The organism is Aliisedimentitalea scapharcae (assembly GCF_045277565.1).
Lineage (GTDB): Bacteria > Pseudomonadota > Alphaproteobacteria > Rhodobacterales > Rhodobacteraceae > Aliisedimentitalea > Aliisedimentitalea scapharcae.
Genome location: NZ_CP123584.1, coordinates 1822481 through 1840266 on the forward strand (window position 1 = coordinate 1822481; position 17786 = coordinate 1840266).

16 protein-coding genes are annotated in these 17786 nt (G+C 60.6%); 8 read left to right on the top strand and 8 right to left on the bottom strand.

Annotation, left to right across the window (positions count from 1 at the left end; all coding sequences use genetic code 11):
• Positions 1-53 precede the first annotated feature (53 nt).
• Positions 54-467, top strand: a complete 414-nt coding sequence (locus QEZ52_RS08585) for an ester cyclase (protein ID WP_406649449.1) — start codon at positions 54-56, stop codon at positions 465-467.
• A 97-nt stretch (positions 468-564) separates the two neighbouring features.
• Here the strand turns inward: QEZ52_RS08585 and yghU are convergent, their stop codons facing one another.
• Positions 565-1449, bottom strand: coding sequence for a glutathione-dependent disulfide-bond oxidoreductase (gene yghU, locus QEZ52_RS08590; protein ID WP_406650399.1), 885 nt, complete (start codon positions 1447-1449; stop codon positions 565-567).
• Positions 1450-1717: 268 nt separating this feature from the next.
• Between yghU and QEZ52_RS08595 the strand changes: the two genes are divergently transcribed.
• The gene (locus tag QEZ52_RS08595) at positions 1718-2236 is read left to right on the top strand and encodes a YHS domain-containing (seleno)protein (protein ID WP_406649450.1); all 519 of its coding nucleotides are present in this window, start codon (positions 1718-1720) and stop codon (positions 2234-2236) included.
• Positions 2237-2397: 161 nt separating this feature from the next.
• Here the strand turns inward: QEZ52_RS08595 and QEZ52_RS08600 are convergent, their stop codons facing one another.
• Complete coding sequence (locus QEZ52_RS08600; protein WP_406649451.1) at positions 2398-2991, bottom strand: GcrA family cell cycle regulator; 594 nt, start codon at positions 2989-2991, stop codon at positions 2398-2400.
• A 164-nt stretch (positions 2992-3155) separates the two neighbouring features.
• On the opposite strand from QEZ52_RS08600, the gene QEZ52_RS08605 reads away from it, so the two are divergent.
• Complete coding sequence (locus QEZ52_RS08605) at positions 3156-3968, top strand: ABC transporter permease (RefSeq protein ID WP_406649452.1); 813 nt, start codon at positions 3156-3158, stop codon at positions 3966-3968.
• Between the two features lie 2 nt (positions 3969-3970).
• Here the strand turns inward: QEZ52_RS08605 and QEZ52_RS08610 are convergent, their stop codons facing one another.
• From QEZ52_RS08610 to QEZ52_RS08620, 3 genes are all read right to left on the bottom strand, one after another.
• Entirely contained in the window at positions 3971-5215 is a 1245-nt protein-coding gene (locus QEZ52_RS08610; RefSeq protein WP_406649455.1) for an MFS transporter, read from the bottom strand.
• A 110-nt stretch (positions 5216-5325) separates the two neighbouring features.
• Complete coding sequence (locus QEZ52_RS08615) at positions 5326-6204, bottom strand: DMT family transporter (protein ID WP_406649458.1); 879 nt, start codon at positions 6202-6204, stop codon at positions 5326-5328.
• Positions 6205-6354: 150 nt separating this feature from the next.
• Entirely contained in the window at positions 6355-7584 is a 1230-nt protein-coding gene (locus QEZ52_RS08620) for an MFS transporter (protein ID WP_406649460.1), read from the bottom strand.
• A gap of 347 nt (positions 7585-7931) precedes the next feature.
• On the opposite strand from QEZ52_RS08620, the gene QEZ52_RS08625 reads away from it, so the two are divergent.
• Positions 7932-9107, top strand: a complete 1176-nt coding sequence (locus QEZ52_RS08625) for an aspartate aminotransferase family protein (protein ID WP_406649463.1) — start codon at positions 7932-7934, stop codon at positions 9105-9107.
• 76 nt (positions 9108-9183) lie between these two features.
• Complete coding sequence (gene argF / locus QEZ52_RS08630) at positions 9184-10110, top strand: ornithine carbamoyltransferase (protein WP_406649466.1); 927 nt, start codon at positions 9184-9186, stop codon at positions 10108-10110.
• A gap of 144 nt (positions 10111-10254) precedes the next feature.
• Here argF and QEZ52_RS08635 read toward each other — a convergent pair whose 3' ends face one another.
• Positions 10255-10671, bottom strand: coding sequence for a VOC family protein (locus QEZ52_RS08635; RefSeq protein ID WP_406649469.1), 417 nt, complete (start codon positions 10669-10671; stop codon positions 10255-10257).
• A 335-nt stretch (positions 10672-11006) separates the two neighbouring features.
• Positions 11007-11459, bottom strand: coding sequence for an NUDIX hydrolase (locus QEZ52_RS08640; protein WP_406649474.1), 453 nt, complete (start codon positions 11457-11459; stop codon positions 11007-11009).
• A 232-nt stretch (positions 11460-11691) separates the two neighbouring features.
• On the opposite strand from QEZ52_RS08640, the gene gndA reads away from it, so the two are divergent.
• Both gndA and QEZ52_RS08650 read left to right on the top strand, forming a co-directional pair.
• Positions 11692-13092 (top strand): NADP-dependent phosphogluconate dehydrogenase, encoded by a 1401-nt coding sequence (gndA, locus tag QEZ52_RS08645; RefSeq protein ID WP_406649476.1) that lies wholly within the window; start codon positions 11692-11694, stop codon positions 13090-13092.
• Positions 13093-13122: 30 nt separating this feature from the next.
• Positions 13123-13872 carry an SDR family NAD(P)-dependent oxidoreductase gene (locus QEZ52_RS08650; RefSeq protein ID WP_406649480.1) on the top strand — a complete coding sequence of 250 codons (750 nt, stop codon included), beginning with the start codon at positions 13123-13125 and terminating at the stop codon, positions 13870-13872.
• Positions 13873-14035: 163 nt separating this feature from the next.
• On the opposite strand, the gene hrpB is transcribed toward QEZ52_RS08650, so the two are convergent.
• Entirely contained in the window at positions 14036-16486 is a 2451-nt protein-coding gene (gene hrpB, locus QEZ52_RS08655; protein ID WP_406649482.1) for an ATP-dependent helicase HrpB, read from the bottom strand.
• A gap of 164 nt (positions 16487-16650) precedes the next feature.
• Here hrpB and meaB point away from each other — a divergent pair, with 164 nt between their 5' ends.
• Positions 16651-17628 (top strand): ArgK/MeaB family GTPase, encoded by a 978-nt coding sequence (gene meaB, locus QEZ52_RS08660; RefSeq protein ID WP_406650401.1) that lies wholly within the window; start codon positions 16651-16653, stop codon positions 17626-17628.
• Positions 17629-17786: the final 158 nt, after the last annotated feature.

The following is a 17786-nucleotide window of genomic DNA, read 5'->3' on the forward strand; positions in this document are numbered from 1 at the left end:
TATCATTCCAGTGTCGGCAAGTTGTCGATTTCCCAAACATGGAGGGACCGAAGATGTCAATGAAGCAGAACGCGCGTGACTTCTTTGAGGCATGTGAAACAGGCAAGGGCTGGGATGTTTGCAAGCAATGGTGCACGGGCGGGGCTACGTTTTCGGCCCAGGCCGATGCGCTTGGTGACGTGAACACGCTGGCTGGATATGCGGATTGGATGCAGGGATTGCTGGTGCCGTTGCCGGACGGACGGTACGAACTGAAATCCTTTGCCGTTGACGAAGACCGCGGAAATGTAACTGCGGCGGCTGTCTTCCACGGGACCCATACAGTGGACGCTGGTAACGGAGCCCCCACGGGGAAGTCCGCGGCAGCCGATTACGTGTATGTCATGGATTTTGATGGCGACAAGATCAGCCATATGACCAAGATCTGGAATGATGGCCACACTCTCAAGCAGCTAGGCTGGGCCTAATCAGATATGCCCGGACGTTTGACGTCCGGGCAAACTGTTGGGGCGTGATGCCCTTGGATTGGTGCAAGCACTGTCATGCGCCCGCAAACAGCCAGGGTCAGCTTTCGGAGTCAGCGGGTTCCAGTTTATCCTGGGTCCGGGTTTCGAAATCCGACGCTGCATGGCGTTCGCGCAACTGGGTGTGCAATTCGCCAAAGCCCCGGTTCACCATACGACCACGGCTGACGGCGGGGCGGGCATCAATGGCTTTGGCCCAACGCATGACGTTGGTATAGCTCTCGACGTCCAGGAATTCGGCCGCGCTGTACAGGCGGCCCAGCACCAGCTGACCGTACCAGGGCCAGATCGCCATGTCGGCAATCGTGTAGTCACCACCTGCAATATAGGTCTTGTTGGCCAGCTCACGATCCAACACATCCAGTTGCCGTTTTGCCTCCATGGCGAAACGATCAATCGGGTACTGCCATTTTTCCGGCGCATAGGCATAGAAATGTCCAAACCCGCCGCCCAGATACGGTGCGCTGCCCATTTGCCAGAACAACCAGTTCAGGGTTTCGGTGCGTGCGGGGCCAGACGCGGGCAGAAATTCCCCGAATTTCTCGGCCAAATGCATCAGGATCGACGCGCTTTCGAAAACCCGTACCGGTTCCGGGCCCGAACGGTCCCACAGGGCCGGGATCTTTGAATTGGGATTGGCCTCGACAAAGCCGGACCCGAATTGCTCCCCTTCGCCGATGTTGATCAACCAAGCGTCATATTCTGCGCCGGTGTGGCCCAGTTCCAGCAGTTCTTCGAACATGATGGTGACCTTGACCCCATTGGGCGTGGCCAGCGAATGCAACTGGAATGGATGTTCGCCCACGGGCAGGTCCTTGTCGTGGGTCGCGCCTGCGATGGGGCGGTTGATGCTGGCGAACTGGCCGCCGCTTTCGGTATCCCACGTCCAGACTTTGGGCGGGGTATAGGTCGGTGTGTCGCTCATCTGTTCGCCTTCTTTTTCGTGTTCATTGCCGGTCCCGGCCATACTGAGCCTCTGGGGCTGTCAGAGACTTAAGGTGCTTTGAGGAAATTCCAATGACTGGAAGGTCTGCGTTGTAACAATTTTAACAATTCCCTCACGCATTCTCCACTCTGGTCACAGGGCTGTTAGGCCCCCTACGCAATCCGAAATAATTGCATATTGTCAATCCAACCCGGCAATGACGCCGCGTGTGTGACTGGTAAATGCCCGATTAATAAGGAAGATCAAGATGAAGCGTATGATCATGGCTATTGCAGCCGCAGGTTTCTTTGCAGTGCCTGCGTTTGCCGGTGAACAATTCGTCGATGCGACCGGCTATGCGGTGTCCGGCTACGACGTGGTGGCCTATCGCAGCCTGGCCGAAGTGCCTGTTGGGCAGGCCGCGACACCGGCGGTGCCGGGCCGTGCCGATATCACGGTGGACTACAATGGGGCCACATTTGCGTTCTCGAGCGAAGAAAACCGCGCCAAATTCCTGGAAAAGCCCGAGTTTTACGTGCCCCAATATGACGGACATTGTGCCTATGGCGTGTCCAAAGGCGGCAAGGTTCCGGGCAACCCGAACCTGTGGCGGATCGTTGATGACAAACTGTATCTGAACATTACCAAGAATGTGGTCGGGTTCTGGGAAGAGGACATTCCCGGCAATATCAATCTGGCCGAAGGCAACTGGCCGGGAATCGATCCCAAACCGGCCTCCGAGAATCCGATCCCGAATTTCACATCGCCAGCACCAGATCAGGGCTGAACCAGCCACCTAGCGGAACACATGCCCGGCGCACCTCCCAAGGGCATGTCATTGTGCGTTAATGAGTGAAGCAAGTAAAATACCCCGGAGCCGACGGCTCCGGGGTATTGTTCTGTGCGGCATCGGTCTGTGACGACCTGCCAAAGCAGAGAGCCGACGAGTTACCGTTTGCGGTCGCGTCGGGCGCTCATCGGTTGGAACGCCACGCCCACATGGGCTTCGCAATAGGGCTTGCCCTGCTGAACCGGCAGGCCGCAGAACCAGAAATCTTCGGTCGCAGGGTCGCCAACGGGCCATTTGCAGGTCCGCTCGGTCAATTCCATCAAGGTCAACCTTTTGGCCTTTTTCTCGATTTCATTGACCTTTGCCAATGCTTCGGGGCTGATTTCATTGGCTGACGGCTGAGGAGGCAGCGGTTGGCCCGCAGGAATGATCTGCTTGCGCGCAGGCGTTGTCGGGCGGGAGTCGCCCGAAGGTGCTGCTTCGACCGGAGTCACCGGGCGGGCGGGTTCGGTCTTTGGCTGCGGCTTTGGTTTGGCCTCGACCTTGGGCGCGGCGGGGGCTGGCTTTTCCTTTGGCTCGGCGGCCTTGGCGGCGCTGGCGCTGGTGGTGCGGTTGGACAGGCCCAGCCTGTGCACCTTACCGATCACCGCATTGCGGGTGACACCGCCCAGTTCCTTGGCAATCTGGCTGGCCGACTGGCCTTCGCCCCACATTTTCTTGAGCAGTTCGACGCGCTCGTCTGTCCAGGACATATTATGCCTTCCCACGCTAAAAGCGGCCCCCTGTTCTCAAAGTGGCCGCTTCGAAAATTCCACGATCAGCGACCTATTCTAAACACTGCTGGCCGAGTTACAAGGCACCTTGCGCCCCGGAGTGGGGACGCTATGCAGACAAGACACAAAAAAGCGAGGGTTGCATGTCGGAGCGCGGGTATCATGTCGAACTGGGAGAGCGCCGTTTTGGCCGGGTGAACTGGTTGGGGTTGCGCACGCTTGCCGGGCGCGAGATCTCGCGGTTTGTTGTGGTCTGGACGCAAACCTTGCTCGCGCCCTTGGTGACAGCGGGTCTGTTCCTGCTGATTTTCAACACGGCCATCGGGCCGCGTCGCGGTGAGGTGATGGGGGTTCCGTTTCTTGAGTTCCTGGCACCGGGGATCCTGATGATGGCGGTGATTCAGAACGCCTTTGCCAATACGTCTTCGTCGATTGTCATTTCCAAGGTGCAGGGCAATATCGTCGATACGCTGATGCCGCCCCTGTCCGGGGGCGAGCTGTTGTTGGGGTATCTTGCGGGGGCAGTTGTGCGCGGTGTCGTTGTGGCGCTGGGCATCGGAGCGGGGTTGGCGTTGGTTCTGGGGCAGGTGCCGCAGCACCCGTTGATCGCATTGGTCTTTGTTGTCCTGGGGGCCGGGTTCCTGGGAGGATTGGGCATCATTGCCGGGGTGTTTGCCGAAAAATTCGATCAGATGGCGGCGATCACCAATTTCATCGTCACGCCGTTGGCGTTTCTGTCGGGCACGTTCTATTCCGTGGATGCCCTGCCGCCTGTGCTGCGGGTGATCTCGCATCTGAATCCGGTGTTCTACCTGATCGATGGTGCGCGCTTTGGCATGATTGGCACATCCGACAGCGACCCGGTGACGGGGTTGGTAATTTGTCTGGCAGCGACGGGCGCAATTTGTGTCCTGGCCTGGTCGATGCTGCACCGGGGATACAGGCTCAAGGCCTGATCTCACTGGGCAGGAATGGACTCTGGTTTGGAAACGGCGACAGGGTGCATCCGATTGCGCCCCAATCGCGGATGCAGGCGGCGCGCCAGAACCGCAGCTCCAAATGCGGCAAACCCTCCGGCGGCAAAAATCCCGGCCAATGGCGTCGCCAACAGAACCAGCCAGGCTGCACCCGGGGTCAAGATGCCCGACACATCACGGTAGGACGAGTAAATCGCTGACATTTCGGTCCGTTCGGACGGTTTGACGGCCATCAGGAACGGCAGCCCGGCACAGATGTCCAGCTCGATCATGCAAAACGAGCCCAGAACCAATAGGGCAACGGCCACCACTGGCATGTTCGACAGAACCGCCGCCAGCGAGAAACACAGCGCAACCGCGCCAAACCCGGCCTGCACCGCCTGGCGGATTGACCGGCGGGAAATCCATCGCTGCAACAGGGGCGCGCCAAATAGGGCGGCGTTGGTGATTGACAGAAGAATGCCGCCCAGTTGGTCGCCCAGTCCATTTTCAATAGCAAAGATTGGCAGATAGACAACATAGACCCACCACCCGCAGGACCGGACCAGGGCAAAGACATAGCCCGTGACCAGACGCGGCTGCTCCAGAAACCGGGGCAGAAACACCAACGGATTCGAGGCCGGACCGCGCGCGCGGGTGATCAGTTTGCCATTGCCCAGCCGCATGAACCAGAACACGGCCAGCATCACCAATGCCGCGGTGCCCGAGATCACAAAGGGCGCGGGTGCCCAGTATTGATACGACAGAACTCCGGCCATGGGTCCCACCGTCCATCCCACAGCGCTGTAGAACATCCGCGAGGTTTCGCATTTGCCCAACTCGACCCGAGAGATGTAATCCAGCACATAGGCGTTGAAGCAGATGAACACCATAACGGTCCCGACCGTATTCAGGGCGAGGGCAATCACGGTGGACCGAGCGCTGCCTTCGATCGCAAAACCCGCCGAGGTTACGAACAGCAAAACCCCGATGGTATAGGCCCAGCGGCGCGGGATCAGGCGGATGATGCCGGGCATGAGCAAGCCGATGATCAGAGATCCCAGACCCACCAGGAAATACGCCTGTGACACCAGCCCCGCGTCGCCCAGGGCCCGGTACATGACCAGCGGGAACACGGAAATCAGAATGCCCCTGACAATCGCTTCGATCCCGGACAATATGCCGAAATTGCGAACTGTCGGGGTGGGGGCGTGGCGCAGCCATTCGGGTATACGGCGCTCTTGCATGGCGGAAATCCTTGCGAGGTCAATAGGATCACCCTGCCTGTCAAGATGAGACAGAAATGGATGTTTCCGACCTGTGCGTCGTCTTCAGACCGTTGCGCAATTTTTTCGTTTCAGCTCAGCCGGGCCTCGCGCCAGGCCAGGATTGCCGCGCCGGTCAGGATGATTCCGGCCCCCAGAATGGAAATGCCATCGGGCAATGTGCCAAAACCCAGGAAATCATACGCAGCGGCAAAGATCAGAGTCGTATAGCTGAACGGCGCAACAAAACTGGCATCCGCCCGCGCCATACCGTTGATGAACGCCGTCTGGGCGCAGGCCATTAACAGCCCAATGGCCGCCAATGCGCCCCATTGTTCCAAAGTCGGCGCTTGCCAGACCGGAATAACCGCCACGCTGGCGATCACCAGTCCCAACAGATTGTTGACCAGCAGCACCTGAAACAGCGGCTCGCGCCCGGCGAGCTTCTTGATGAAAATCAGCTCCATTCCCATCACCATGGCCGCGCCAAAAGCCAGCAGCGCAGCAGGTTGAAACGATGCCGGGGTCGGTCGCAACAGGATCAGCGCCCCCAACAGTGCAATCGCAGCCGCCCCCCAGCGCCAGGGGCCGATGCGCTCGCCCAGCAATGGGATGGCCAGCACCATGGCGAACACCGGATTGAGAAAGGAAATGGCTGTGGCATCCGCCATCGGGATATAGGCGACCGAGGCAAACATCAGCGTGACTCCCAACCAGCCAAAGCTGGTCCGCCCGATGTGCAGCCCCCAGTTCGGGTGGCGCAACCGCGGCCGAATCACCGCGGCAACCGCGCCCAATCCCATCAGAGCGAATAGAAAACGCCCATGGCTGATCTGCAGCGGATTGAGCGCCGGTCCCAGCGTGTCTGTTCCCAATGCCTTGGCAAACAGTGTGGTTGCCGCGATGAACGCGGTCGCGACAGTGATCAATGCCGCGGCCAGGGCCGGATTCTGGGTCTTTGGAACAAACATGGCCCAGCGGTGATCTAGAAACGCCCAAAAGGCAAGTTGCGAATGTGCTTTTGTGTCAGCTGGCGTAGGACAGCTTTGGCATCTGGAACAGGGCCGGCTGTGGGCCGATTGCCCGGGTGCTGGGGGCGAACATTGGATGCATGGGGCAGATCACAGTCTGAGCGCGCGGATGGAATACAGCCAGATGGCCCCCATACCCATAGCCGCGAGAAGATAGGGCAGGCGCAGCGCCACGTCGCGCCCCAGATCAGGAGCGGCAGCGGCTACGATCCATCCCCCCAGTAATGCGCCAAACGGCATCATGCCCCAGCCAAAGAAACGATACAGGCTGTTGACGCGCCCCAGCAGGTCGTCAGGGATCAGCCTTTGTCGGTACGATACTGTAACGACGTTCCACAACAACGCCGCGAACATTTCGGTGAACAATGCGAGCGCCACAATCCAGGGCGAAGAGGCCAGCCCGATCACGACAAAGGACAGGGCGAACACCGGCAGCGCGATCATCAATGATTGTCTTTGACCCCAGCGTGCGGCGATGCGGGGGCAGATCAGCCCTCCGGCGACACCGCCAGCGGCCCCGGCGGTCAGCAACAGGCCATGTTGGGCCGCGTTCAACCCCAGGATTTCCTGACTGAACAAGATCAACACCGTCACGGTCATCAGCGACAGCGCATTCATCAGCCCCAACAGGATCGCCAGTTGCAACACCGTGCGATGACCTCGCAGCCATGCGAAGCCTTCGCGGGCCTCCTCCCACACAGAACGGCGTGCCGGTGTGATGCGGGGGGCGATGGCCATGCACCAGACCAGCGCGGCCGCCCCTGCAAACGTGATGGCATCCAGCACAAAGGGGGCTGGCACTGCAAATGCGATCAACACACCCGCCAAAGGGGGGCCGACAAAGGAGCCCATAACCTGTTCGATGCTCCAGATCTGGCCATTTGCCTGCTCCAACCGGTCTTTTGGCACCACGGCGGGCAAAACCGTCTGGGCGGCGTTGTCGCGCACGACCTCGGCGGACCCCAGCAAAAATGCCAAGGCCGAGATCGCAAGGATATACAGATGCGCCTGCGCGGGCGGAAAGTCGGGAGCCAGGAGGATGATTCCGATGACACCGCAGGTCAGAACCATACGCAGCACATCCGCCTGGACCATCAGACGACGCCTATCGGCGCGGTCGGTCCAGACACCGGCCGGGATCGAGAACAACAACCAGGGCAGCCGGGTGGCAAAGGCCACCAGCGAGATCAGTACCGGATCCCGCGTGATCAATGTCGCGAGCCAGGGGAACGCCAGAGCCGACACCCCATCGCCCAGATTGGAAATGGCAGAGGCCGAGAACAGCAGGCGATAATTTCGCAGAGACCAGATATATGTCATCGGCCCACTCATCCGCAGAACGACGGCAGTGTCAAACACCGGTTCGATGTCGGGTTCGCCGTGCGCTGTCTGCCATCACCGCAACTGTGCCAGCTGTCGAATTGTGGCGCAGAGGTGCGCAAAAGGGGTTCACAGGTCGTGATTCCTTCGTTATGGACCCGTTTCATGATCAAACTGATGCATATCACCGCGTTGCGACGCCGACGTTGATGTCCTGCCAGGCTGTTTTCCAGCCTGTTTGATCCCCTGCGCCTGTCAAATTGGCGCATTCCCACCTCTCCATCGTTGACCCGGACCTTCATGTGTTGCAGTCACAGTAGTTCCATTTGCCAAAAAGGATGATCCTGATGATCCCGTCCGTTCTGCCGACCTATAATCGTGCCGCGCTTCAATTCGTGAAGGGCGAAGGTGCCTGGCTGACCGAGGCAGATGGCCGACGTTTTCTGGACCTGGGATCGGGGATTGCCGTGAACGCGCTGGGCCATGCGCATCCGGCATTGGTCGAGGCGCTGAGCAATCAGGCAAATGCCCTGTGGCATGTGTCCAACCTGTATCAGATCCCCCAGCAGCAGGCACTGGCCGACAAGCTGGTTGAACATACCTTTGCCGATACGGTGTTTTTCACCAATTCGGGCACCGAAGCCTGCGAGCTGGCGGTCAAGATGGCGCGCAAGCATTTCTATGACAAGGGGCAACCCGAAAAGATAGAGATCATCACCTTTGACGGCTCGTTCCATGGCCGTTCCTCGGCCGGGATCGCCGCCGCCGGGTCCGAAAAGATGACCAAAGGGTTCGGCCCCATTCTGGGTGGGTTTGTTCACCTGACATTTGGTGATCTTGATGGCGTGAGCAATGCGATCTCTGACGCCACCGCCGCGATCCTGATCGAACCGATCCAGGGCGAAGGTGGCATTCGCCCCGTTCCAGATGCCGAACTCAAGGCGCTGCGCCAGATCTGCGACGCCCACGGTCTGCTTTTGATCCTGGACGAAGTCCAATGCGGCGTTGGTCGAACAGGCAAGCTGTTTGCTCATGAATGGGCCGGGATCACCCCGGACATCATGATGGTGGCCAAGGGCATCGGCGGAGGCTTTCCGCTGGGGGCTGTTCTGGCCACCGAAGACGCGGCCAGCGGCATGACCGCAGGAACGCATGGATCGACCTATGGCGGCAACCCGTTGGGCTGCGCCGTGGGCTGTGCGGTCATGGATCATGTGTCCGACCCCGAATTTCTGGCCGAGGTGAACCGCAAATCCGGATTGCTGCGGCAAAAGCTGGAAGGGCTGATTGCCGATCACCCCGATGTGTTCGAAGAGGTGCGTGGATCAGGTCTGATGCTGGGGCTGAAATGCAAGGCATTGAACATGGATGTGGTCAATGCGGGCTATGAAAACATGGTTATCACCGTGCCTGCCGCTGATAACGTCATCCGTCTTTTGCCCCCGTTGACGCTGACGGATGAAGACATCGGCGCAGCTGTCACCCGTCTGGATCAGGCGGCCACCCAGGTGGAAAACGCCTGATCGTCCTTTGCGACCATTACTCCGAAGGATCGGGTCTGAGACGCCCGCCCCCTCGGTCAGAAGAAGAAGCACCGATATGAACCATTTTCTAGATATTCACAAAACCGACGCGCACGAACTGCACGCGATTGTTGATCAGGCGACCGCCATGAAACAGGCGCGCTTGGGTCGCCCAAAAGTGGCCCCCGATGACGAACTGCCGCTGGACGGGCGCATGGTCGCTCTGATCTTTGAAAAACCGTCGACCCGGACGCGCGTGTCCTTTGATGTGGGGGTGCGCCAGATGGGGGGGCAGTCGATGGTGCTGAGCGGCAAGGACATGCAGCTGGGCCATGGCGAAACCATCGCCGACACGGCGCGGGTGCTGTCGCGCTATGTCGATATGATCATGATCCGGACCTTTGATGAAACGGTTTTGACCGAAATGGCGGAATATGCCGATGTACCGGTTATCAATGGGCTGACCGACCGCACCCACCCCTGTCAGATCATGGCGGATGTGATGACCTATCAGGAACACCGCGGTTCGATCAAAGGCAAGAAAGTCGTCTGGTTGGGGGATGGCAACAACGTCTGTGCCTCGTTTCTGCACGCGGCTGGCCAGTTTGAATTCGACCTGACCTTTGCTGGTCCGGCGCAATTGGATCCCGAAGCCGACTTTATGGGGTTCGCCCGGTCCAAGGGATCGCAGATCCAGGTTGAACGGGATGCCTACAAGGCTGTCGAGGGGGCCGATCTGATTGTCGCCGATACCTGGGTTTCGATGCATGACAGCCAATCTTCCAAGGAACGTCGCCACAACATGCTGCGCCCCTACCAGGTCAACGAACACCTGATGTCGTTTGCCAAACCGGATGCGCTGTTCATGCATTGCCTGCCGGCACATCGTGAAGAGGAAGTAACCTCGGCCGTTATGGACGGGCCACAGTCGGTGATCTTTGACGAAGCCGAAAACCGTCTGCACGCGCAGAAGGCCGTGATGCGATGGTGTCTGGGGGTCTGATCGCTGCCAAAACGTAGGGGGCGCACCGGTGCCGCCTCTCCGCGGTGAAACCGTGCTGAAGTTGTGCCGAGCGCAGCATGATTGCCAGTTCAGGTATGCAGATCAGATGCGCCCCAAGGCGCGCCTGACTCCTGCGAAAAACAGCTATCCGTCTCGACCGGGTTCGTCCGGATTGCTGGAAAACACTGCAATCTTGTTTCCCTGAGGGTCGCGAAGATAGCCGACATAGAACTGCGGCCCATAGGCGTCACGAAAGCCCGGTTGACCCACATCAGACCCACCTGCGGCAAGCGCGGCTGCGTGAAGGGTGCGAACCTGCTCTTGATTGCACGCCTCGAAGGCAATCATGGTGCCATTGCCTGCCGACGCAGGACACCCATCAAAGGGTGATTTGACGTAGAAATCAACTGGGGCACCAGATTGCCCGGGGTGCCTGGGCAGAATATAACTCAGGTCCCCGTGATATTTCTCGAGCTGGTATCCAAGCGCAGGCAGGAACGCAGAATAAAACTGTTCTGCGAGGGCGATGTCGTCAACGCCAACGGTCACGTAGGCAATCATTCTGTGGGTCCTTCTCGCGGGGGCTGGTATCGGCGTAACGCGCTTGCCGCATCTTCACACGTCCATTCTGGATCAGGAGCGGCACAGCGACAGGGCGCGACGACACTGTGGGGCGGGCGGTGTCTGCCGCATACGGGGCCAGAGGCACGGTGACGCGACCACAGGCTGTTTCACACAGCATGAAAACTGGCCGTGTCGGATGACAGTCTGCGCAGGTGTCGCGGTTGGAATGGACATCGGCCTGTGGGCGTTTTCAACCAGGTTTGTGTGACAGTCGGGATGCGCAAGGATGTCGGGTTCTGGTGGCGTGCTTTTTGCGGAATACCCGAACAGGCTCACGCGTTGATCTGTAACAGCAGGTCGCGCAGTTGCGGTTCATGCACCAGATTGGCGGCCACTTCTGCGGGCATCCATTGGCGTTCGCGTTGATGGCTTTCGGGATAGTTCGGTGACATGGTATTCACCGCGACCCGGTAGACATAGGTTTGTACCGGTTCGGCCGTACCATTGCCGCGCTTTTTGACATAGTCATAGGTGCCGATCGGGTCGGTCTGCGGATCGGCGGATTTCACACCGGCCTCTTCCCAGGCTTCCTGAAGGGCGCTTTGGGCGCCGTCCTTGCCTTTGATCGGCCAACCCTTGGGGATGATCCAGCGACCGGTGCCCCGGCTGGTGATCATCAGAACATCCACGCCACTCTTGGTCTCGCGACAGCACAGCGCAGCAACCTGCACCGCCTTGGGACGTGAGATCATCGGCTTGAGAAGCTCCTCCCAAGCATGTGTCATGAATTTGACCATGGTTTGCGCCTGTGTTCGCCTTGCAACTTATGTCACTTTGATTAACTAGATGTATATACATACGGAGAGGGCATTTGCCAAGGGTATTGGTGAATTCACGGTGTTTCTTTAACGTGTTTCGTGAAAATGTGCGGTTGGAATTGTCTTGGCCAAGGCCGAAAAACTGCACGCGAAGGCCGCATATTGGTCGATCTGGCCGTTTGAGAGGATTGCAGCAACAATGAAAACGGCGCAGATCGGGATTTATGGTCTAGGGACCATGGGGCGGGCTCTTGCCCTGAACCTGGCGGAGCACGGGATTGTGACCGCCGTGGCCAATCGCGAAACGGATTGGATTGATCCGTTTGTCGAAGGGGCCAGCCATCTGGGCGAGAACCTGTTGCCAGCATATGATCTGGAGAGTTTTGTCAAACGTTTGGACACGCCGCGTACCGTGTTGTTCATGATCCCGTCGGGGCCCCCTCTGGATGTGATGCTGGATCACGTGCTGCCGTTGCTGGACGCCGGCGACATGGTGGTGGATGCGGGCAATGCCGATTTCAATGAAACGGTGCGGCGCAGCGCCCGGGTTCAGGCTCTGGGTATCGACTATGTTGGCATGGGCGTGTCTGGCGGCGCGCGGGGCGCGCGCCATGGCCCGTCGATGATGGTCGGGGGGGATGATCACAGCTGGACCCGGCTGGCTCCCGTGTTGTGCCCGATCGCGGCCCGGTTCGAAGGGGACCCGTGTGTGGCGCACATGGGCCCGGATGGGGCAGGGCATTTCGTCAAGACCGTGCACAATGGCATCGAATATGCCGACATGCAGATGATTGCGGAAATCTATGGGCTGCTGCGGGATGGCGGCGGCTGGGATGCGCCCGCAATTGGCCAGTTGTTTCGTGCCTGGAGCGGTGGACCTTTGGCGTCCTTTTTGGTGGATGTGACGGCAATCGCGCTGGCGGCAATGGACGAGGAGACACACCAGCCATTGGTGGATGTGATCCTGGACAAGGCGGGTCAAAAGGGAACCGGGCGCTGGAGCGTGATCGAAGCACTCAAGCTGGGGCAGTCGGCCTCGACCATCGAAGGTGCCGTGGGTGCGCGGGCGTGGTCGGCAGCCCTGGACGTGCGTCGGACAGCGGCCGATGTGTTGCCGGGAACCTCGGTGGTCGGCGGATTGCCCGGGGCGCATGTGTTGGAGCGGGCCCTGCTCGCGGGGCGGATCCTGTCGCACGCTCAGGGGTTCGACATTCTTCGGGCAGCGTCCCAGGAGCACGCATGGGATTTGGACCTGGCCCGGATTGCCGAAATATGGCGCGCGGGATGCATTTTGCGGTCCGATCTGCTCAGCGACATCGCAAAATCACTGGCAGCGGACCCGCCGCAGGGGCAATTGGTTTTGGCACCTGGAATGGTGGCGCTGTTGGATCAAAGTGTTCCCGCATTGCGTCAGGTCGTCGGCGCAGCTGTGCAGACCGGTTTGCCGGTTCCGGCCTTGTCGGCGGCGCTGGCCTGGTATGACAGTCTGCGCCAGGCCAGAGGCAACGCCAATCTGATCCAGGCGCAACGTGACGTCTTTGGGTCGCATGGGTTTGAACGGATTGACAAAACTGGCCGGTTCAATGGGGAATGGGGCTAAAGCGTCTGTAACCCGGGGAAATATGGCATCATGAAAACCGCATTGATTACAGGAGCCGCGCGTGGAATCGGCCTGGCCACGGCCAAGGGGCTGGCCGGTGACGGCTGGCGAGTGGCAATGCTGGATCGCGATAGCCAGGCGCTGACCGAGGCCGTCGCGCAGATTGAAGGCGCTGTGCGGATCGACGCGGATGTGTCCGTCCCAGAAGACGTAAGGCGCGTGGTAACAGAAATTACCGCAGGCTTTGGGCGGCTGGACGGATTGGTCAACAATGCAGGGGTGGCCGATTTTGGGCCAATCCGCGACACCAGTTTCGAACGCTGGCGTCGCGTTATGGAAACCAATCTGGATGGTCCATTCCTGATGACACAGGCGTTCACAGATCTGCTGGCCGACAATGGCGGCGGAGCGGTGGTCAACATTACGTCGATTTCGGGCCTCAGGGCCAGCACGTTGCGGGTCGCCTATGGAACGTCCAAGGCCGGGTTGGCACAGCTGACCTTGCAGCAGGCGGTCGAGTTGGGGGACCTGGGAATTCGGGTCAACGCGGTGGCACCGGGGCCGGTAGCGACCAAGCTGGCGATGGCAGTGCACAGCCAGGACATTATTGACGCCTACCACGATGCGATCCCGCTGAACCGATATGGCACCGAAGATGAAATTGCTGCAGCCGTGATGTTTCTGCTGGGGGACAAGGCCAGTTTTGTCACCGGTCAGATCCTGGCTGCCGACGGCGGATTCGAGGCGGCCGGAATAGGCCTTCCGTCCTTGCGCGGCTAACACCCCCGCAGTGCTCCCGCCCGGTCTTGCCGCATCTGCGATGCGTCTGCGACCAGTTGGGCCTGGCAGCGCGCATGGCGCGCTGTGGTCGCGCCTGTGGCAGATGATCGGGCGGAGGAAGTGTAGGGTGTGTGCTTGCACGCACCGATCGGTTGGGACGGCATTATTTGCGGGGTTTGGCCCGTAGGGTCGGATCCGCCTGGGTCGGATCGTCGGGCCAGGGGTGTTTGGGATACTGCGCGCGCATGTCCTTGCGCACATCTTCATAGGAACCGACCCAGAATCCCGGCAGGTCCCGGGTGATCTGGATCGGGCGTCGGGCTGGCGACAACAATGTCACCTTGAGCGCAACGCCACCGCTGGTTGGATGTTGCGTGACGCCGAACATCTCCTGCAAACGCACCGAAATCTCGGGTCCGCCATCGCCGTAATCAATTGGAACCTTGCGCCCCAGGGGGGTAACGAAACTGCCCGGTGCGGCCCTGTCGATCAGCTGGGTCTGCTCCCAGCTGAGGGATGCGCGCAGGGCGGGGAGCAGGTCAAAGCGTTTCCAATCCTCACCTGACCGCACACCGGTCAGCATGGGCAACAGCCACGCTTCCAGGCGGGCCAGCAACCCATCTGTGGTGAAATCCGGCAGATCGTGCCCTTCGGCACGCACCAACTCGACACGTCGCGCCAACCGCGCCGCGGCCCCATCCAGCCGCAGCCCCAGATCGCGCACACCATCCAGCATGGCAACCGCGACCTGATCGGCAGGAACATCCTTCCAGATCCGATCATCCAGCACGATGGCTCCCAGACGTTCCTGAGTGCGCGACAACACCCGACGCTCGCGTTTGGACCAGCTACAGGCGTTGACCCAGGCGATGTGATCGCCAAACAGATCATGGATCTCTGCGAGATCAATGCGCGTGGCCAGCCGAATGCGGGATTCGCGCGGATTGCCATCGGTATCCAGTGCCACCAGGAACGGGGTGGCGGCCAACGGGTCGCCATTCTCAAGCATCGCACCTTTGCCACCAGATAGGACGAAACGGGCGTCTGCGCCCTTGCGGCGCTGGGCGATCCGATCAGGGTAGGCCAGCGCCGCCATCGCGGCCCAGCTCATCCGATCTGCAGATGTCCGGGTTCTGGATTGAAGCCGCTTGGCCTCGGCCCGAATACGCTCGATGGCACCTCGATCTGCCTGAAAGGGGCGTTCGCGTGCAAATCGGTCCGGATCCCGCAGCGCTTCGAGTCGCAGGGTCAGATCACTGGGGGCACCACGCAACGGGTCGCGATCCGCCAAAAGCGCTGCCAGCATGGCGGCCTGCGGCCCGGCGTGGTGCAACATGTGGGCCAGACGCGGGTGCAGCGGGAGCTGTGCCAGCGCGCGCCCGTGTTTTGTGATGTGACCGACATGATCCAGGGCCCCAAGCATTTTCAGCAGTTCGACCGCCTCTGACAAAGCGCCGACAGGTGGCGGTGTCAAAAACGGCAGATCGCCCGGTGCCGCTCCCCATTGTGCCAGCTCGAGCGCCAGTCCGGTCAAATCCGCCGCCTCGATCTCGGCCGGCGGAAAGGCGGCCAAGGCACCTTCTTCTCCCTTGGTCCACAATCGGTAACAGATCCCTTCGGCCACACGCCCGGCCCGGCCTGTGCGCTGGGTGGATTCGGCCCGGGTCACCCGTTCGGTGACCAGTCGGGACATCCCAGAGCCAGGATCAAATCTGGCGCGCCGTGCCAGTCCCATGTCGATGACCACTCGCACGTCCTGAATGGTGAGAGAGGTTTCGGCAATCGCGGTGGCAAGCACCACCTTGCGCCCTGATTTGGCGGGCTGGATTGCAGCGCGTTGTTTGGCAAAGGGCAGGGCACCGAACAGGGGATGCAGGCTGCAATGCTGGGGCAATCGCGCTGCCAACGCCTTTTCTGCCCGCCTGATCTCACCTTCGCCCGGGAGAAACACCAACAGGCCGCCGCCACTCTGGCGGGTGTCCCGTTCGGCCTGGACCACAAGATCGACCAGCGCATCCAGCCTGCGCGCGCGTGCGCTCAGCGGCGCATCCAGCCAACGGATGTCCACCGGATAGGCCCGCCCCTGGGAGGTGATCAGAGCTGCGGCCATCAGTGCGCCGACCGGTCCGGCATCCAGCGTGGCGGACATCACCAGCAGGAGCAGATCGTCACGCAGCGCCTCGGCCACTTCCAGACACAGCGCCAGACCCAGATCCGCGTTCAAAGACCGTTCGTGGAATTCGTCAAAGATCACAGCGCCAATACCCGGCAACTCGGGATCCGATTGCAGCATCCGGGTCAGGATGCCTTCGGTGACCACTTCGATCTTCGTCGCTTTGGAAACCTTGGCCTCGCCGCGGATCCGATAGCCCACAGTCTGCCCCACCGGCTCCCCCAGCGTTTCTGCCATGCGCTCGGCGGCGCTGCGGGCGGCCAGGCGTCGGGGTTCCAGCATCACGATGCGACCGGTGGTCACTTTGGCCTCCAGCATGGCCAACGGCACGACCGTGGTTTTGCCCGCGCCAGGGGGGGCTTGCAAAACGGCGCGCCCGTGGTCCCGAAGTGTCTGGGTCAGCTCGGACAGGACGGCGGCGATGGGGAGGTTGCTCTTCATGCTCATCTTATCGCGGATGGCGGGCAGGAGGTCCAGCAATCGCGCCGCCGTTTCTGTGCGCGGGCGGAGACCACAGGCCGCACCGAAAGGGGGATCAAGAGACTGGACTTTGGCCCCGCCCCTGCGTCATCTATGGCGACCAGAATTTCGGAAAGACGCGCATGATGAACATTGAAGAGCTGAGCCAGAAGATTTTGAACGGAGACCGCCGGGCATTGGCACGGGCGATCACTCTTGTGGAAAGCGGACGCAGCGACCATCGCGAACAGGCCAGCGCGCTGTTGGCTGACCTGGCAACACATCGCCGGCAGGCCCTGCGCATCGGGTTGTCGGGAACGCCGGGCGTTGGGAAATCCACCTTTATCGAAAGCTTTGGCATGTTTCTCATCGCCCAGGGCCTGCGGGTGGCTGTTCTGGCGGTCGATCCCAGTTCGGCCCGATCTGGTGGGTCCATCCTGGGTGACAAGACCCGGATGGAGCGGCTCACACGGGAACGTGCGGCCTTTATCCGGCCGTCGCCCAGTCAAAGCCATCTGGGCGGCGTTGCGCGCCGTTCGCGCGAAGGGGTGGCGCTGTGCGAGGCTGCCGGGTTCGACGTCGTTCTGATCGAAACCGTGGGGGTTGGGCAGTCGGAAACCGTGGTGGCGGAAATGTCCGATCTGTTCCTGTTGCTGCTCGCCCCTGCGGGTGGGGATGAATTGCAGGGCGTCAAACGCGGCATCATGGAAATGGCTGACCTGATTCTGGTGAACAAGGCCGATGGTGCCCTGAAACCCGTCGCGACCCGCACCTGTGCGGATTATGCAGGCGCGCTGCGTCTTTTGCGCAAACGGCCGCAGGACCCGGAAGGCTACCCCAAGGCGATGATGGTTTCGGCCATCGAAGAGCAGGGGCTGAGCGATGCCTGGGACGAAATGCAGACGCTGACCAGCTGGCGGCGCGAAAACGGCCATTGGGACCAGCGCCGGGCCGATCAGGCGCAATATTGGTTTGATCAGGAGGTTCGCCAGGCTTTGTTGGCCAAACTGGATACGTCGGCCGTGCGCGGTCGGATGGCTGAATTGGCGGCAAACGTGGCAGCAGGCGAGCAAAGCCCGTCAGCGGCGGCGCAGGTGATGCTGGCTGAGCTGGGCGCGTCCTGACGGCGTCATTTCGTCTCAAAAACTGTTCCCAAAGGCATGGCCCCCCTGGGGCCATTTCTATATGAAGGGCGGCGACTCGTCGTGGTGAAACCCAATTCTTGCTGCGGCGTGACGGATGCGTGACAAATCCGTGGCATATGGCTTGACCCTGACCGCGA

Coding starts and splice junctions, on each gene's coding strand:
- QEZ52_RS08585 (WP_406649449.1), top strand. CDS start 54: ATGTCAATGAAGCAGAACGCGCGTGACTTCTTTGAGGCATGTGAAACA.
- yghU (WP_406650399.1), bottom strand. CDS start 1,449: ATGAGCGACACACCGACCTATACCCCGCCCAAAGTCTGGACGTGGGAT.
- QEZ52_RS08595 (WP_406649450.1), top strand. CDS start 1,718: ATGAAGCGTATGATCATGGCTATTGCAGCCGCAGGTTTCTTTGCAGTG.
- QEZ52_RS08600 (WP_406649451.1), bottom strand. CDS start 2,991: ATGTCCTGGACAGACGAGCGCGTCGAACTGCTCAAGAAAATGTGGGGC.
- QEZ52_RS08605 (WP_406649452.1), top strand. CDS start 3,156: ATGTCGGAGCGCGGGTATCATGTCGAACTGGGAGAGCGCCGTTTTGGC.
- QEZ52_RS08610 (WP_406649455.1), bottom strand. CDS start 5,215: ATGCAAGAGCGCCGTATACCCGAATGGCTGCGCCACGCCCCCACCCCG.
- QEZ52_RS08615 (WP_406649458.1), bottom strand. CDS start 6,204: ATGTTTGTTCCAAAGACCCAGAATCCGGCCCTGGCCGCGGCATTGATC.
- QEZ52_RS08620 (WP_406649460.1), bottom strand. CDS start 7,584: ATGACATATATCTGGTCTCTGCGAAATTATCGCCTGCTGTTCTCGGCC.
- QEZ52_RS08625 (WP_406649463.1), top strand. CDS start 7,932: ATGATCCCGTCCGTTCTGCCGACCTATAATCGTGCCGCGCTTCAATTC.
- argF (WP_406649466.1), top strand. CDS start 9,184: ATGAACCATTTTCTAGATATTCACAAAACCGACGCGCACGAACTGCAC.
- QEZ52_RS08635 (WP_406649469.1), bottom strand. CDS start 10,671: ATGATTGCCTACGTGACCGTTGGCGTTGACGACATCGCCCTCGCAGAA.
- QEZ52_RS08640 (WP_406649474.1), bottom strand. CDS start 11,459: ATGACACATGCTTGGGAGGAGCTTCTCAAGCCGATGATCTCACGTCCC.
- gndA (WP_406649476.1), top strand. CDS start 11,692: ATGAAAACGGCGCAGATCGGGATTTATGGTCTAGGGACCATGGGGCGG.
- QEZ52_RS08650 (WP_406649480.1), top strand. CDS start 13,123: ATGAAAACCGCATTGATTACAGGAGCCGCGCGTGGAATCGGCCTGGCC.
- hrpB (WP_406649482.1), bottom strand. CDS start 16,486: ATGAAGAGCAACCTCCCCATCGCCGCCGTCCTGTCCGAGCTGACCCAG.
- meaB (WP_406650401.1), top strand. CDS start 16,651: ATGAACATTGAAGAGCTGAGCCAGAAGATTTTGAACGGAGACCGCCGG.